Origin of the sequence: Halomonas sp. B23F22_20, from assembly GCF_043496985.1 — a bacterium.
Lineage (GTDB): Bacteria > Pseudomonadota > Gammaproteobacteria > Pseudomonadales > Halomonadaceae > Halomonas.
This window is the reverse complement of record NZ_JBIEKH010000014.1, coordinates 1-14,446: the sequence shown is the minus strand read 5'-3', so window position 1 is coordinate 14,446 and position 14,446 is coordinate 1. Positions and strand designations below refer to the sequence as shown.

Genomic DNA, 14,446 nt, shown 5'->3' with positions numbered 1-14,446 from the left:
CATGTCCGACGACGACCTCCTGATCCGTCCGCTCCAGATGAGCGACAAGCCGGAATGGGCCCGCCTGTGGCAGGACTATCTGACCTTCTACGGCACCGAGCTGCCGGAGGCGGTGTACGACAACACCTTCGCGCGCCTGCTGACCCCGGGCCCCGGCGAGCCGAGCGGCTTCGTGGTCGAGGTGCCGGGGGAGGGGGAGCCGGATGCTCCGGCGCTCGCCGGACTCGTCCACTACCTGTATCACGCCCACTGCTGGAAGCTGACCTCGGTCTGCTATCTTCAGGACCTGTTCGTCGACTCCCGCTATCGCGGGCGACGCCTGGGGCGGCAACTGATCGAGCGGGTCTACGCCCAGGCCAGCGAAGACGGGGCGCCCGACGTCTACTGGATGACCCAGGACTTCAATCGCGAGGCCCGGCAGCTGTACGAGCGCGTTGGTGCGCTGACGCCGTTCATCAAGTATGTGCGACCTCCGCGCGATGCCTGAGGGCATGCCCGGCGCGCCAGCGCCAATGCCCTGACAGCGCTCGGCCACGCGACGAGGCGTGGCCGAGCGGTGGCGGACCCGAGCCGGGGTCAGTGGGGGCGGCTGAAAGCGCCATGGCGGCTTTCGGCCATCAGGCGGTCGAACTCGTTGCCGCTCATGTGCACCAGCGTTTCGTGGTCGCCGGCATCGAAGTAGATGTCAGACTGGTGGCGTAACTGGTCGTCGAGGTAGACCTGCAGGCCGTAAGCCTGGCCCACGGCGATCGTCGCGCCGGGGTCACAGTCGCTGAACTCGTGCTGAATCTCCTCCTCGCTGGCCAGTTCGAGCTTCTCGTGGAACATCTGCGAGAGTTTCTCCAGATCCGCATCGCAGGTGCTGGGCACCACGGCGACGCGATAGCCCTGGTCGCCGTGCAGCATGATCGCCTTGGCCATCTGGCTGCCGCCGATGTGTGACACCTGGGCGATGCGGCTGGTGGAAACTTCGCGTGGATGGGGAACCTCCTCGTAGTCGATATCACAGGCGCGGAGGTACTCCCGTATCGTCATCGGCATGGCCATGACGTGCACTCCTTCGGCCCCGTGGGCCGACCCATCGGATTACCGTGCCTCCCTTCTTGGCATGCGTGTCTCCCTGATGACAAGAATAGTCTCCATGGTGTGTGTTACCCACGTCGTAGTTGAGCGGAAGCCCTGTCCGAAGGCTTGAGCATTGTCGACGACGGCGTGTCGCTGTCAGCGCTTTTCGCACACTGCCAGGACGCGCGTGGCGATATCGCAGAGCCCCTCCGGCTGCCAGGCGCTGCGCCCGATGAACAGGCCGGCGACCTCGGGCAGGGCAGCGAGCTCCGCGCAGTTTCCCGGGTTGACGCTGCCGCCGTAGAGCACCGGCAGCGTTGCGCCCTGGGGCGTCGTCGGCAGCGCCTCGCGAATCCGGCGATGCATCCAGCCGGCATCCTCGGCCGCGGCGGGTGTGCCGTGTTCGCCGATGGCCCATACCGGCTCGTAGGCGATCAGCACGCGGTCCAGCGCCTCGGCGGGTACATCGCTGAGGGCGATCCGGCACTGGCGGATCACGGTATCGGCGGCCACGCCCTGGGCCTTCTCCTCGGCGGTCTCGCCGACGCAGATCAGCGGGCGCAGCCCGTGTGCCAGGGCGGCTCGAACCTTGCGGTTGATCGCGCTGTTGGTCTCGTTGAAGTACTCGCGTCGCTCGGAGTGCCCCAGCTCGACGATGTCGGCGCCGCAGTCCCGAACCATCAGCGGCGATATCTCCCCGGTGTAGGCGCCATCATCGGCCCAGTGCATGGTCTGGGCGCCGACCATCACCGGCGTTTCGGCCAGCGCCTGGCACACCTTGCTTAGCGCGGTGAAGGGGGGAATCACGAAGCCTTGCAGCCGCGGATCGCGCAGCACGTCGGCGTCCTGCAGGGCGGCGCAGTAGTCGGCGGCCTCACCCAGCGTCTTGTTCATCTTCCAACTGGTGCCTACCCAGAATGGCGTGGTCATGTCGGGCGTCCTCTCATTTAGTCGATCGGTGTCGTCGCTCTCGGTGGGCATCAGGCGTGGCGAATGCCGTAGTCGCGTATCCAGGCCAGTGAGGCTTCGGTCCCGGTGCTGGGGCTGTACTCCAGCGAGATGAAGCGGTCGAAGGCCAGGCGTTCCAGCTCGGCGAACAGGAAGCGGTAGTTGATCTCCCCGGTGCCCGGCTCGTGGCGCCCCGGATTGTCGGCCAGTTGGAGGAAGCCGATGCGATCCAGGTGCTGGCGCAGCGTTTCGACGAGCTCTCCCTCCGAGCGCTGCATCTGATAGAAGTCGTACTGGATCAACAAGTTGGGATGGTCGACTGCGTCCAGAAGGGCCACCGCCTGGGCGGTGTTGACCAGTGGATAGCCGGGGTGGGTAATGGGATTGAGCGGCTCCACCAGCAGGCGGATGCCGGCCTGGGCGGTGGCCTCGGCGGCAAGGCGCAGGTTGTCGATCAGGGCCTGGTGCTGAGGCTCCGGTGCCAAGCCCTCGCCTGGGTAGCCCAGCGGGCAGTTGAGCTGGCCGCAGCCGAGTTTTCCGGCGATCTCGATGGTGGCGTCGAGCCCGCGGAGGAACTCGTCGCGGCGATCCGGCAGCACCGCGATGCCGCGCTCGCCGGCCTCCCAGTCGCCGCCCGGCAGATTGAAGTGAATGATCTCCACGCCGGCCCGGTCGGCGGCCTCGCGAATCGCCTCGGGGCGCTCGCAGAACGGATAGGGATTGTGGAACTCCACGTAGCGAAAGCCCGCGGTGCGGGCACGGGCGAAGCGCTCCAGGAAGGGCACCTCGGTGAACATGAACGTCAGATTGGCGGCGAGCTTGAGCACGCTGACCTCCTGCCTTGTCGTTGTTGGTGGGGCCTGGGGCACCGCTTCATGGTGCCGTTTGGCCCGTCATGGTGAGGCCGTCGGGGTCGATATCGCGCATCGACGGAACGTCTTGACAGTCTCGATAACCTACCCTAGCGTTATTTTTAACAATGCATGAACAAAATATCAAAACCGGAGACGGCCATGAGCAACACCCCGACCAGCCACAGCGAGAGTGACCTGGCCCTGAGAGCGGCTTGGCTTTCCTATGTGGGGGGCTATACCCAGGCACAGATCGCCGAGCGCCTGATGGTGTCGCGCATGAAGGTGCATCGGCTGATCGCTGCGGCCCACGAAATGGGCGCCGTCCAGGTGTTCATCAAGGGCTCGCCCGAGGCGTTGCTGACCCTGGAAGACGAGCTCAAGCGGCGCATGAACCTCGAGACCTGCTCGGTGGTGCCGGCGATGCCGGCGGAGGAGGGCGTCAACCCCGCCGCCAATCTGGGCATGGCCGCGGCCTACTACCTGAAGAGCCGGCTGGATGCCAAGAGCGTCGAGGTGCTCGGGCTGGGCTGGGGCCGAAGCCTGTCGGAGATGGTCAACTGCCTGCCGCAGATGGACTGCCCCCGGCTCAAGATGGTCCCGGTGCTGGGCAGCGTGGTGCGCAAGATGGCTCTGAACCCCTACGACGTCATCCATCGTCTGGTCGACAAGACCGGCGGCGAGGGCTATCTGCTGCCGGTGCCGCTGTTCGCCGACACCGCCGAGCACAAACGCGTGCTGATGGAGCAGCGCAGCGTGCAGGACGTCATCAATATCGCCACGTCCGCCGACCTGACCATGGTGGGGCTGGGCGCGGTGCCGTCCCAGGGCCACTCGCTGCTGATGGAACTCGGCGAGCTCGACGCCGAGGACGCCCGCCGGCTGCGCGACGCCGGCGCCGAGGCCGAACTGCTGGGCCAGTTCCTGGATGCCCACGGCAACCGGGTGGACTGCGAGATCAACGCCCGGACCCTGGGACTCGGCCTCGAGCAGCTGCGTGACCATCACATCGTCGCCGTCGCCGGCGGCGAGGAGAAGGTCGGCGCGACCCTCTCGGTGCTGCGCAGCGAGCTGCTCAAGGGGCTGATCACCGACGAGGTGGTCGCCCGCGCGGTGCTGGACCGGCTCGACCAGGAGAGTAGCTAGGCCACCGCGGCCGACAGTCGAGACACGCCACGACAACGATAACGACGGAAGACGCTGATGACCCGGGCGCGAGGTATGACCCGGGCGTGACGATCTTCCGCGAGGTACCAGGCGGCACCGCATCGCCGGGCCGCTCGCCAGCTCACAACATAGAGACAACATCATGTCGAGCTCGACCCACGACGGCGCCCGCGTGCGTCTCGCCACCGTCCCCGCCCGGGAGGTGTGCCATGCAGGATGAGGTCATCGTCGGCCTGGATGCCGGCACCTCGGTGATCAAGGCCGTGGCCTTCGATCGCCAGGGCCGCGAACTGGCCAAGTCCCAGTGCGAGAATCGCCTCGAGAACCGCCCGGATGGTGGCGTCGAACAGAGCCTGCCGGACACCTGGGCCGCGGCTCGGACCACGCTCCAGCGCCTGTTCGCCGAGCATCCCGCGCTCGTCCCGCGCCTGGCCGCCATCGCGGTGACCGGGCAGGGCGATGGCACCTGGATGATCGACGCCGAGGGGCGTCCCGTGGGCGATGCCCTGCTGTGGCTCGACAGTCGCGCCAGCGACATCGTCTCCCACTGGCGGGCGACCCGCACCGGGCCCGAGGCCTATCGCCGCACCGGGACCGGGCTCAACCAGTCGATCCAGAGCGGCCAGCTGAGTTGGCTCGAGCGCCATGCCCCCGAGCGCCTCGAAGCCGCGGCCACCGTCTTCCACTGCAAGGACTGGCTGTACTTCTGCCTGACCGGCGATCGCGCCACCGACCCGGCCGAGGCGCTGTGGACCTACGGCGACTTTCGCAGCGGCGAGTACTCCGACGCGGTGCTCGAGGTTTTCGGCCTGTCCGGGTACCGCGACCGGCTGCCGCGGATCGTCGACGGCAGCCGCGAGCACGGCGCCCTCGACGCTGAGGTGGCCCGGGAGATCGGCGTGGCCGAGGGCACGCCGGTGGTGCTGGCGCCGGTGGACATGCTGGCCACCGGTCTCGGCGCCGGCGTCTATGAGCCCGGCAAGCGGGTGGCCTGCAGCATCATCGGCACCACCGGTGCCCACCTGTGCGTGCGTGAGGACCCGCGCGACATCGTGCTCAGCAATCAGTCCTGCTACACCATGCCGTGCGTGGCGCCCGACACCTGGGTCCAGCTGTGCTCCAACATGGCCGCGACCCTCAACCTGGAATGGTTCATCAAGGGGCTCAACCAGATGCTCGAGGCGCTGGGCGAAGCGCCACTCGCCGCCGACGGCCTGCTGCCTCGGCTCGATGCGGCGCTGGCCGACACCCCGCCGGGGCGACTCATCTATCACCCCTTCATCTGCGCCAACGGCGAGCGCGGCCCCTTCTTCAATCCCCGTGCTCGGGCCCAGTTCCTGGGGCTGTCCACCGAGGTCAACCACCTGCACATGGCGCGGGCCATCTACGAGGGTGTCGCCTTCGCCGCCCGCGACTGCTACCACGCCCTCGAGGCCCATCCGGAGGAGCTGAGGCTGACCGGCGGCGCCGCCCAGAGCCGCACGCTGTGCACCATCCTCGCCTCGGTGATGGGCGTGCCGGTGCGCACCCTGACGCGGGGCGAAACCGGTGCCGCTGGCGCCGCCATGGTGGCGAGCCTGTGCCTGGGGCATCACCGCGACCTGGCAGAGGCCTGCCGGACCTGGGTGACCCCCTTCCTGGCCGAGGAGTGCGTGGCGCCGGATCCCGCGCTGCAGAACCTCTACGAACGGCTGTTCGGCGTCTATCGCCGTTCCCATACCAATTCCGACGGCTTCTGGCGCCATCTCGAGCGTGTCAACGCCGAGAGTTGAAGCGGCCCACGACATTTCCCCACGGAGGCAGACGGCATGTCCGATTCCCCCGCCCAGTCCCGCCCGCGCGACGAGCGCCCGCTCTACGACCTGCTGATCATCGGGGCCGGTATCAACGGCGCCGGCTTCGCCCGCGACGCCGCCGGCCGCGGCCTGTCCGTCGCGCTGTGCGAGAAGGACGACCTGGCCCAGGGCACCTCGTCGCGCAGCGGCAAGCTGATCCACGGTGGCCTGCGCTACCTGGAGTACTACGAGTTCCGCCTGGTGCGCGAGGCGCTCAAGGAACGCAGCGTGATGCTCAAGAAGGCGCCGCACATCATCTGGCCGATGCGCTTCGTGCTGCCCCACAGCCCCGAGCAGCGCCCGGCCTGGCTGGTGCGCGCCGGGCTGTTCCTCTACGACCACCTGGGCGGCAAGGACGACCTGCTGCCCGGCAGCCGCGGCCTCGACCTGCGCCGCTGCCCGGAGGGCGAGGCGATCAAGGATGCCTATCCCAAGGGCTTCGAATACGCCGACTGCTGGGTCGACGATGCCCGCCTGGTCATCCTCAATGCGCTCGATGCTGCGCGCCTCGGCGCCGATGTCTACACGCGCGCCGCCTGCACCAGGGCGACCCGGCGGGCCGACCGCTGGGAGGTCGAGCTCACCGACACTGACAGCGGCGAGGTCCGTTCGCTGGCCGCCAGGGCGGTGATCAACGCCGCCGGCCCCTGGGTGGACCAGGTGCTCAAGGGGGCGTTCGAGCAGGGCGGCAAGGACCGGGTCAAGCTGGTCAAGGGCAGCCACATCGTGCTGCCCAAGCGCTACGCCACCGCCAACTCCTACCTGCTGCAGAACGATGACAAGCGAGTGATCTTCGTCAATCCCTACGAGGGCGACAAGCTCCTGGTGGGCACCACCGACATCGTCTATGAGGGCGATCCGGACCGAGTAGCGATCGATCAGGGCGAGGTCGACTACCTGCTCGGTGTGGTCAATCGCTACTTTGCGACGCCCTATACCCGGGACGATGTCCTGACCAGCTTCTCCGGGATCCGGCCGCTGTTCGACGATGCCCAGGACAATCCCTCGGCGGTGACCCGCGACTACGTGTTCGATGTTTCCGACGACGCCGGCAAGGCGCCGCTGCTGTCGGTGTTCGGCGGCAAGATCACCACCTACCGAAAACTGGCCGAGCACGGCCTGGAAAAGCTCGCGTCCTACTTTCCGGCCATGGGCAAGACCTGGAACGAGACCGCGCCGCTGCCCGGCGGCGACATGCCGGGCGCCGACTTCGAGGCGTTCCTCAAGGGCCTCCAGCGCGACTACCCCTGGCTCGAGGCAGATACCGCCACCCGCTATGCCCGCCTCTACGGCACGCTTGCCCGCGGGATCCTCGGCGACGCCAGGGACTACGCGGACCTGGGCGAGCACCTGGGGGCCGATCTCTACGCCGTCGAGGCGCGCTACCTGGTCGATCACGAATGGGCACGCAGCGCCGCTGACATCCTCGAACGACGCACCAAGCTCTACCTGGTCATGAGCCCGGCCGAGGTCGAGCGGGTCGAGGCCTGGGTGGCGCGCGAGGTCGGTTCGCCCGAGGGCGCCAGCACCGCGGCCAGCATCGACCGCGTCGCCGCCTCCTGAGGCCGGCTCGGCGCAGAACGGACGACGACAACTTCATACAACGACGTTTTACAACAATGTCTTACAACAACGTATTACAACGGCGAGGTCTTTCATCATGAGTGCGTCAACCAATGCCATATCGCCGTCGCGTTCCGGCAAGGGGCGCGGCCTGGTCGCAGCCATCGGCGTGGCGATCGTCCTGCTCGGCGCCATGGCCCTGGATACCACGATCGTGACGATCGGCTCCCAGGACGACGTCGCCGATGACGGCTTCTCGGCCGAACGCTTCGGTGCCGAACAGTTCCCGCTGGTGCGGGACAGCGTCGAGGCGCGAGCCGTCGAGGCCGATGAGCTGGCGGCCGCGATCGCCGAGGACAAGGCGGCGGCCGGCGAGCGCTACGGCGTGGGGGCCGGCATCGGTCCGGTGATCCCGGTGCGCTTTTCTGGCGTGGTCGGGGAGGGCAAGGCCGGGATCTATCCGGTCGAGGTCGAGGGCCTTCCCGACGACCTGACGATCCGGGTCCAGACCGGGCCGGCGATCAACGGCACCGACCTGCGGGATGCCACCGGCAACATCCAGTTCGGCCAGTTCACCAACCAGATCGAGTACCAGAACGCTGGCGCGGCGCTCAACGATGCGATGAAGGCACAGGTGCTGTCGGGAATCGACGCCGAAGCGCTGTCCGGGCGGACCATCACGGTCACCGGGGCCTTCAAGCTGATCAACCCGAGCAACTGGCTCGTGACGCCGGTCAGCCTGAGCGTGCAGTGAGCCAGAACTTCCTGAATGACGGATGAGCATGCCATGAACGCGACACTTCAAGAACAAGACGGCACCGACGAGGTCATCCTCTCGGCGCGTCATATCGCCAAGTCCTTCGGCAACGTCCATGCCCTGAAATCGGTGCACTTCGACATCCACCGTGGCCAGGTCACCACCCTGTTCGGCGAGAACGGCGCCGGCAAGTCGACGCTGATGAAGATCCTGTCGGGGGTGCTCCAGCCGACCTCCGGCGAGATCCTCCTCGACGGCCGCCCGGTGAGCGTCGCCTCCACGACCGAGGCTCAGCGCCTGGGCATCTCGATCATTCACCAGGAGCTGAGCCTCGCGCCCAACCTCAGCGTGCGCGACAACATCTTCATGGGGCGCGAGCTGGGCGGGCCGACCGGCATCGACTACGCCGAGGAGGAACGTCAGACGCGCTTGTTGATGGAAGAGCTGGACGAGCCCATCGATCCCCGCACGCCGGTGGAGGAACTGCGCCTGGGGCAGCAGCAGATCGTCGAGATCGCCCGGGCGCTGTCGGCCGACTCGCGCATCCTGATCATGGACGAGCCGACCTCGGCACTCTCCGCCTCGGAGGTCGAGGTGCTGTTCCGGGTGATCCGCGACCTCAAGAGCCGTGGCGTCTCGATCGTCTACATCTCCCACCATCTCGAGGAAGCCCTGACCATCACCGACCACGCCGTGGTGCTGCGCGACGGCACCATGACGGCCTATGCCCCGCGTCGTGACATCGACCTGGAGTGGATCGTGACGAACATGGTCGGCGAGGGCTTCGACCTCGGCGCGCCGCCCGGCGGCTACGCCATGGGCGAGGTGGCGCTGTCGCTGCGCGAGGTGTCCGTGCCGGATGCCACGCTGTCGGAGCGTTCGGCGGTCGACCGGCTGTCGCTGGACGTCAGGGCCGGCGAGATCGTCTGCATCTACGGCCTGATGGGCGCCGGGCGCACCGAGCTGCTCGAGAGCGTGGCCGGGCGCCTGCCGCTGTCGGGGGGCAGCGTGCTGCTCCAGGGCCGTGACGTCTCGCGGCTGGGCATCGCCGAGCGCATCGAGCAGGGCCTGGTGCTGGTGCCGGAGGACCGCCAGCGCGACGGGCTCGTGCAGACCATGTCGGTGGGCGAGAACCTGTCGCTGGCCAGTATCGGCAGCTTCACCCGGCGCCTGTTTACTTCGCGCCGACGCGAGCAGTCGGTGGTCGAGGACTCCATTCGCAACGTGCATATCAAGACCGACGGCGGCGGCGCCGAGATCGGCTCGCTGTCCGGCGGCAACCAGCAGAAGGTCGTCATCGGCAAGATGCTGGCCACCCATCCCGACGTCGTGCTGCTCGACGAGCCCAGCCGCGGCATCGACATCGGCGCCAAGGCCGAGGTGTTCCGGTTGCTCAGCGAGGGCGCCCGGCAGGGGCTGGCCGTGGTCTTCACCACATCCGAGGTCGGCGAATGCTTGAGCATCGCCCACCGGGTGGTGGTGATGAGCCGCGGCCGGATCGCCGCCGAGTTCGGCTCCGACGTCAGCAAGGCCGAGATCATGGCCGCCTCGGGCGAGGCCGTGGCCGCCTGAGCCAATCACCAGTGGAGACCATAACAATGACTCATGCCAGCAAAGCTCAACGCAACGCCCAGCCGGATGGCGGCGGCGGATTCGACCTGGGGCGCCTGCTGCTCGAGGGCAGGGCGTTCTTCGCCCTGATCGCGATCATCCTGATCTTCTCGATCCTGTCGCCGGTCTACTTCTCGACCAACAACTTCCTGACCATGTCGTCCCACGTGGCGATCTTCGGCCTGCTGTCGATCGGCATGCTGCTGGTCATCCTCACCGGCGGCATCGACCTGTCGGTGGGTTCCACGCTCGGGTTCGCGGGCGTCTTCGCCGGCTTCCTGATGCAGGGCGTGTCGTTCGAAGCCTTCGGCGTGGTGGTCTATCCGCCGGTGTGGGCGGTGGTGATCCTGACCTGCGCCATGGGCGCCCTGGTCGGTGCCATCAACGGCGTGCTGATCGCCTACTTCAAGGTGCCGGCCTTCGTCGCCACTCTCGGCATGCTCTACGTGGCCCGCGGCGTCGCACTGTTGATGACCGACGGCCTCACCTACAACAACCTCGGCGGCAGCGAGGCGCTGGGCAACACCGGCTTCGACTGGCTGGGCTTCAATCGCCTGTTCGGCGTGCCGGTCGGCGTGCTGGTGCTGGCGGCCGTGGCCATCGCCGCGATGCTGGCGCTGTCGCGCACCCCCTTCGGCCGCTGGGTGTATTCCACCGGCGGCAACGCCCGGGCGGCGGAGCTTTCCGGGGTGCCGGTCAAGCGTGTCCAGGTGTCGGTCTACGTGCTGTCGGGGATCTGTGCGGCCATTGCCGGCCTGGTGCTGTCGTCGCAGCTGACCTCGGCGGGCCCGACCGCGGGCACCACCTACGAGCTGACCGCCATCGCCGGCGTGGTCATCGGCGGGGCGGCGCTGACCGGCGGCCGCGGCAACGTGCGCGGCACCCTGCTCGGCGCCTTCGTGATCGGCTTCCTGTCCGACGGGCTGGTGATCATCGGCGTTTCCTCCTACTGGCAGACCGTGTTCACCGGCGCCGTCATCGTGCTCGCGGTGCTGCTCAACAGCATCCAGTACAAGGGACGCAAGGGTCGCAAGACGTCGCCCTCAGCGGCGTCCGACGACGAGGCATCCTCCGCTTCCTCGCCACAGCGTGTCGCGGCCTGAGCGGCGCGACCGTCTGTCGCCAACCCTGCCGAGCCTTCGGCATCACAACCACAACAGTAAGGAAGGTCCAACATGTTCAAGAACGGAAAACGCCTGCTCATCACCGCCCTTGCCGTAAGCGCACCGCTATTCGCCGGTGTCGCTGCGGCCGACGACAAGGGCCTCATCTCGATCATCGTCAACGATAACTCCAACCCCTACTGGTTCACCGAGGGCAAGATCGCCCGGGAAACGGCCGAGGAGTTGGGCTACGAGGCGAACGTCAGCTCCCACAAGGGCGACACCAACGCCGAGAGTCGCCAGATCGATACCGCGATCACCAACCAGGCCGAGGCCATCATCCTCGATCCGGCCAACGCCGATGGCTCCATCGGTGCCGTGCGCAAGGCCGTCGATGCCGGGATTCCGGTGTTCATCGTCAACGCCGAGATCAACCAGCAGGGGCTGGCCGAGGCGCAGCTGGTGTCCAACAACGCCCAGGGGGCGGCGCTGGGGGCCCAGCAGTGGGTCCAGACCGTCGGCGACGGGGCGGACTACGTCGAGCTCAAGGGCGCGCCCTCCGACAACAATGCCGCCACGCGCTCGAACGGCTACGAGACCGTGCTCAGCCAGTACCCGAGCCTGGAGCGGGTCGGCGTGGACGTCGCCAACTGGGATCGCACTCAGGGCTACAACAAGACGCAGAGCCTGCTGCAGGCCAACCCCGACATCCAGGGGGTGATCAGCGGCAACGACGAGATGGCGCTCGGCGCGATCGCGGCGCTCAAGGAGGCCGGCCGGCTCGACGAGGTGGTGGTCGGCGGTTTCGACGGCTCGCCCGATGCCATCGACGCCATCAAGGCCGGCGAGATGGCCTACACGGTGCTGCAGCCGGTAGCGATCTTCTCCGAGCAGGCGGTGCGCCTGGCCGACCAGTTCGTGCGCACCGGCGAGACCGGCCTTGCCAGCGAGAAGAAGCTCTTCGACTGCTTCCTCGTCACCGCCGACAATGTCGACCAGTACAGCGCGCCCTTCGTGCTCGACATCTGACGCTGCCTCGGGCGACCTGCCGCGTCGCCCGCGCTCGATCGCCGCCGCCGGCTCCATCCGGCGGCGGCGTTTTTTGTGGAGGCTTCTCCGAAACATTGAGCCCCGTCCCGGCGATGCCCACGAAACGACACTGCCCGGCGCAAGGCCGGGCAGTGTCGTCGGGCATGCTTGCCTGGCGGCGTGCGTCAGCGGGTCAGTCGACGCGCCTGGCGGTGGTTCTCCAGGGTTATGGCGCAGGCCTCGGCGGCTTCGCGACCCTTGGTGACGAAGTGCTCGTGGAAGAACGCCGTGTGGGTGGCGTGCTCGTGGAAGTGGTGTGGGGTGAGCACTACCGACAGCACAGGCATCTCGGTGTCGAGCTGGACCCGCATCATGCCCTCGATGACCGCCTGGGCGACGAAGTCGTGGCGATAGATGCCGCCGTCGACCACGAACCCGGCGGCGACGATGGCGTCATAGCGCCCGCTTTCGGCCAGCAGCTGGGCCTGCAGGGGGATCTCGTAGGCGCCGGCGACGCTGAAGACCTCGACCTGGTCGGCGGCGATGCCGTGCTTCTCGGCGAGGGTGGCGGTGAAGGCCTCGCGGGCCTGGCCGACGATATCGCTGTGCCAGCTGGCCTGGATGAAAGCGATGCGCGGGGACTGACTGGGGGTAGACTGATTCATGGTTTCCTCGTTGATCTCACCAGAATCAGGGCATGCGGGACCCGTCGTCGGGCCAACCGGGGCAGGCGGCATGAACCGCGAGCGCGTGTCTGGCCCGTCTAAGGTGCCGTTCTCTTCCATCCGGACTATCACCGTCGGCTTCGGAGTCTCACCGAATCTGCTGACCCCGGTCGTGACCGCGTGGATGGGGAATCGCACGTCGGCCGTCCCGGGCGCTCGCGGGCTGAGGCAAAGAGGCCATCACCGCCGGTGGGGACTTTCACCCCGCCCTGAGAACATTGACCGCGGACCGGCGCCTGTCGGATGTACCGACCCGTGTCCGGTTCGCGGCCGCACTATTGTATTCGGCGACGCCCTGCGCCGCCAGTCTCGCCGTTTTCGGCGGCGGGAATCCGGCGCTGCGAGAATTCCCGGTGTCGCTGTCAGGCGGGCCATCGGGCCATCAGCTTCTCGGCCTCGGCCACCAGGTTGTCCACGGTGAAGCCGAAGTGCTCGAACAGGTCGCCGGCCGGGGCGGACTCGCCGAAGGTGCTCATGCCGACGATGCGGCCCTCGAGGCCGACGTACTTGTACCAGACGTCACGATGGCCGGCCTCGACGGCGATGCGGTTGCCGACTTCCGCCGGCAGCACGGCCTGGCGGTAGGCGGCGTCCTGGGCGTCGAAGACGTCGGTGGAGGGCATCGACACCACGCGCACCGCACGGCCCTGCTCGGCGAGGACGGCGGCGGCGTCCATGGCCAGGCCGACCTCGGAGCCGGTGGCGATCAGGATCAGCTCCGGAGTGCCTTCGCCGTCCTTCAAGACGTAGCCGCCGCGCTGGATGTTGGCCAGCTGCTGCTTGTCGCGGGCCTGGTGCGGCAGGCCCTGACGGGACAGCACCAGGGCGGTGGGGCCGGCCTGGCGCTTGAGCGCGGCGTCCCAGGCGGCGGCGGTCTCGGTGGCGTCGCAGGGGCGCCAGGTCGACAGGTTGGGGGTCGAACGCAGGGTGGTCAGCTGCTCCACCGGCTGGTGGGTGGGGCCGTCCTCGCCGAGGCCGATGGAGTCGTGGGTGAACACGTAGATCGCCCGCTGGCCCATCAGCGCCGCCATGCGCACGGCGTTGCGCATGTACTCCATGAAGATCAGGAAGGTGGCGCCGTAGGGGATGAAGCCGCCGTGCAGCACGATGCCGTTCATGATCGCGCCCATGCCGAACTCGCGCACCCCGTAGTGCAGGTAGTTGCCGGCGGGGGCCTCGGATGAGATCGCCTCGGCGCCCTTCCAGAAGGTCAGGTTGGAGGGCGCCAGGTCGGCGCTGCCGCCGAGCAGCTCGGGCAGCTGCGGGCCGAGCTCGTTGAGGCAGGAAAGCGAGGCCTTGCGGCTGGCGATCGACTCGCCCTTGGCCTGGGCCTGCTCGATCAGCGCCTCGCTGGTCAGCTCGGCGGGCAGCTCGCCCTTCTGGCGGCGCAGGAACTCGCGGGCCAGCGCCGGATGGGCCTCGGCGTAGCGCTCGAAGCGTGCCTGCCAGTCGGCCTGGCGGCTGCGCCCGGCCTCGGCGGCGTCCCAGCCCTGGTAGATGTCTTCCGGCACGTGGAAGGGGGCGTGGGGCCAGTCGAGGCGCTGGCGGGCCGCGGCGACCTCGTCCTCGCCCAGCGCGGCGCCGTGGCACTCTTCCTTGCCCTGCTTGTTGGGCGCACCGAAGCCGATGATGGTCTTGCAGACGATCAGGCTTGGCTTGTCGTCATGGCTGCGGGCCAGCTCGATGGCGGCCTTGATCTCTTCGGGCTTGTGGCCGTCGACGGCGGGCACCACGTGCCAGCCGTAGGCCTCGAAGCGCTTGGCGGTGTCGTCGGTGAACCAGCCCTCGACCT

At 68.0% G+C, this 14,446-nt stretch carries 13 protein-coding genes and 1 riboswitch; of the genes, 8 read left to right on the top strand and 5 right to left on the bottom strand.

Translation table 11 applies throughout. From position 1 onward, the window contains the following. Position 1: 1 nt before the first annotated feature. Complete coding sequence (locus ACGTN6_RS12760; protein WP_394592075.1) at positions 2–487, top strand: GNAT family N-acetyltransferase; 486 nt, start codon at positions 2–4, stop codon at positions 485–487. 89 nt (positions 488–576) lie between these two features. Here the strand turns inward: ACGTN6_RS12760 and ACGTN6_RS12755 are convergent, their stop codons facing one another. From ACGTN6_RS12755 to ACGTN6_RS12745, 3 genes are all read right to left on the bottom strand, one after another. Continuing rightward, on the bottom strand, positions 577–1,047 hold the full coding sequence (locus ACGTN6_RS12755; protein ID WP_394592074.1) for an aminoacyl-tRNA deacylase: 471 nt from the start codon (positions 1,045–1,047) through the stop codon (positions 577–579). 174 nt (positions 1,048–1,221) lie between these two features. Then, positions 1,222–1,995, bottom strand: a complete 774-nt coding sequence (locus tag ACGTN6_RS12750) for a triose-phosphate isomerase (protein ID WP_394592072.1) — start codon at positions 1,993–1,995, stop codon at positions 1,222–1,224. A 50-nt stretch (positions 1,996–2,045) separates the two neighbouring features. Continuing rightward, positions 2,046–2,840 carry a hydroxypyruvate isomerase family protein gene (locus ACGTN6_RS12745; RefSeq protein ID WP_394592070.1) on the bottom strand — a complete coding sequence of 265 codons (795 nt, stop codon included), beginning with the start codon at positions 2,838–2,840 and terminating at the stop codon, positions 2,046–2,048. A gap of 186 nt (positions 2,841–3,026) precedes the next feature. Between ACGTN6_RS12745 and ACGTN6_RS12740 the strand changes: the two genes are divergently transcribed. The 7 genes from ACGTN6_RS12740 (at position 3,027) to ACGTN6_RS12710 (ending at position 11,929) form a co-directional block, all read left to right on the top strand. Next, complete coding sequence (locus ACGTN6_RS12740) at positions 3,027–4,010, top strand: sugar-binding transcriptional regulator (protein WP_394592069.1); 984 nt, start codon at positions 3,027–3,029, stop codon at positions 4,008–4,010. Between the two features lie 230 nt (positions 4,011–4,240). Then, positions 4,241–5,803, top strand: coding sequence for an FGGY family carbohydrate kinase (locus ACGTN6_RS12735; protein WP_394592067.1), 1,563 nt, complete (start codon positions 4,241–4,243; stop codon positions 5,801–5,803). Between the two features lie 36 nt (positions 5,804–5,839). Next, positions 5,840–7,429 carry a glycerol-3-phosphate dehydrogenase gene (locus ACGTN6_RS12730; RefSeq protein ID WP_394592065.1) on the top strand — a complete coding sequence of 530 codons (1,590 nt, stop codon included), beginning with the start codon at positions 5,840–5,842 and terminating at the stop codon, positions 7,427–7,429. A 97-nt stretch (positions 7,430–7,526) separates the two neighbouring features. Continuing rightward, entirely contained in the window at positions 7,527–8,183 is a 657-nt protein-coding gene (locus ACGTN6_RS12725) for a DUF2291 family protein (RefSeq protein WP_394592063.1), read from the top strand. 33 nt (positions 8,184–8,216) lie between these two features. After that, positions 8,217–9,758 (top strand): sugar ABC transporter ATP-binding protein, encoded by a 1,542-nt coding sequence (locus ACGTN6_RS12720; protein WP_394592061.1) that lies wholly within the window; start codon positions 8,217–8,219, stop codon positions 9,756–9,758. A gap of 26 nt (positions 9,759–9,784) precedes the next feature. After that, a complete protein-coding gene (locus tag ACGTN6_RS12715) occupies positions 9,785–10,900 on the top strand; it encodes an ABC transporter permease (protein ID WP_394592059.1) in 1,116 nt (371 codons plus the stop codon). A 72-nt stretch (positions 10,901–10,972) separates the two neighbouring features. Continuing rightward, entirely contained in the window at positions 10,973–11,929 is a 957-nt protein-coding gene (locus ACGTN6_RS12710; RefSeq protein ID WP_394592057.1) for a D-ribose ABC transporter substrate-binding protein, read from the top strand. A 185-nt stretch (positions 11,930–12,114) separates the two neighbouring features. On the opposite strand, the gene ACGTN6_RS12705 is transcribed toward ACGTN6_RS12710, so the two are convergent. Together ACGTN6_RS12705 and ACGTN6_RS12700 are read right to left on the bottom strand one after the other, a co-directional pair. Then, positions 12,115–12,594, bottom strand: a complete 480-nt coding sequence (locus ACGTN6_RS12705; protein ID WP_394592056.1) for a 6,7-dimethyl-8-ribityllumazine synthase — start codon at positions 12,592–12,594, stop codon at positions 12,115–12,117. A gap of 104 nt (positions 12,595–12,698) precedes the next feature. After that, positions 12,699–12,875: riboswitch (FMN riboswitch) on the bottom strand. A 141-nt stretch (positions 12,876–13,016) separates the two neighbouring features. Continuing rightward, positions 13,017–14,446: transketolase family protein (locus ACGTN6_RS12700; protein WP_394592054.1), on the bottom strand; the 1,430-nt coding region annotated here is incomplete at its 5' end.

Bases quoted from the DNA above. Each gene is read 5' to 3' on its own strand.
- ACGTN6_RS12760 (WP_394592075.1), top strand. From the start codon at position 2: ATGTCCGACGACGACCTCCTGATCCGTCCGCTCCAGATGAGCGACAAG.
- ACGTN6_RS12755 (WP_394592074.1), bottom strand. From the start codon at position 1,047: ATGGCCATGCCGATGACGATACGGGAGTACCTCCGCGCCTGTGATATC.
- ACGTN6_RS12750 (WP_394592072.1), bottom strand. From the start codon at position 1,995: ATGACCACGCCATTCTGGGTAGGCACCAGTTGGAAGATGAACAAGACG.
- ACGTN6_RS12740 (WP_394592069.1), top strand. From the start codon at position 3,027: ATGAGCAACACCCCGACCAGCCACAGCGAGAGTGACCTGGCCCTGAGA.
- ACGTN6_RS12735 (WP_394592067.1), top strand. From the start codon at position 4,241: ATGCAGGATGAGGTCATCGTCGGCCTGGATGCCGGCACCTCGGTGATC.
- ACGTN6_RS12730 (WP_394592065.1), top strand. From the start codon at position 5,840: ATGTCCGATTCCCCCGCCCAGTCCCGCCCGCGCGACGAGCGCCCGCTC.
- ACGTN6_RS12725 (WP_394592063.1), top strand. From the start codon at position 7,527: ATGAGTGCGTCAACCAATGCCATATCGCCGTCGCGTTCCGGCAAGGGG.
- ACGTN6_RS12720 (WP_394592061.1), top strand. From the start codon at position 8,217: ATGAACGCGACACTTCAAGAACAAGACGGCACCGACGAGGTCATCCTC.
- ACGTN6_RS12715 (WP_394592059.1), top strand. From the start codon at position 9,785: ATGACTCATGCCAGCAAAGCTCAACGCAACGCCCAGCCGGATGGCGGC.
- ACGTN6_RS12710 (WP_394592057.1), top strand. From the start codon at position 10,973: ATGTTCAAGAACGGAAAACGCCTGCTCATCACCGCCCTTGCCGTAAGC.
- ACGTN6_RS12705 (WP_394592056.1), bottom strand. From the start codon at position 12,594: ATGAATCAGTCTACCCCCAGTCAGTCCCCGCGCATCGCTTTCATCCAG.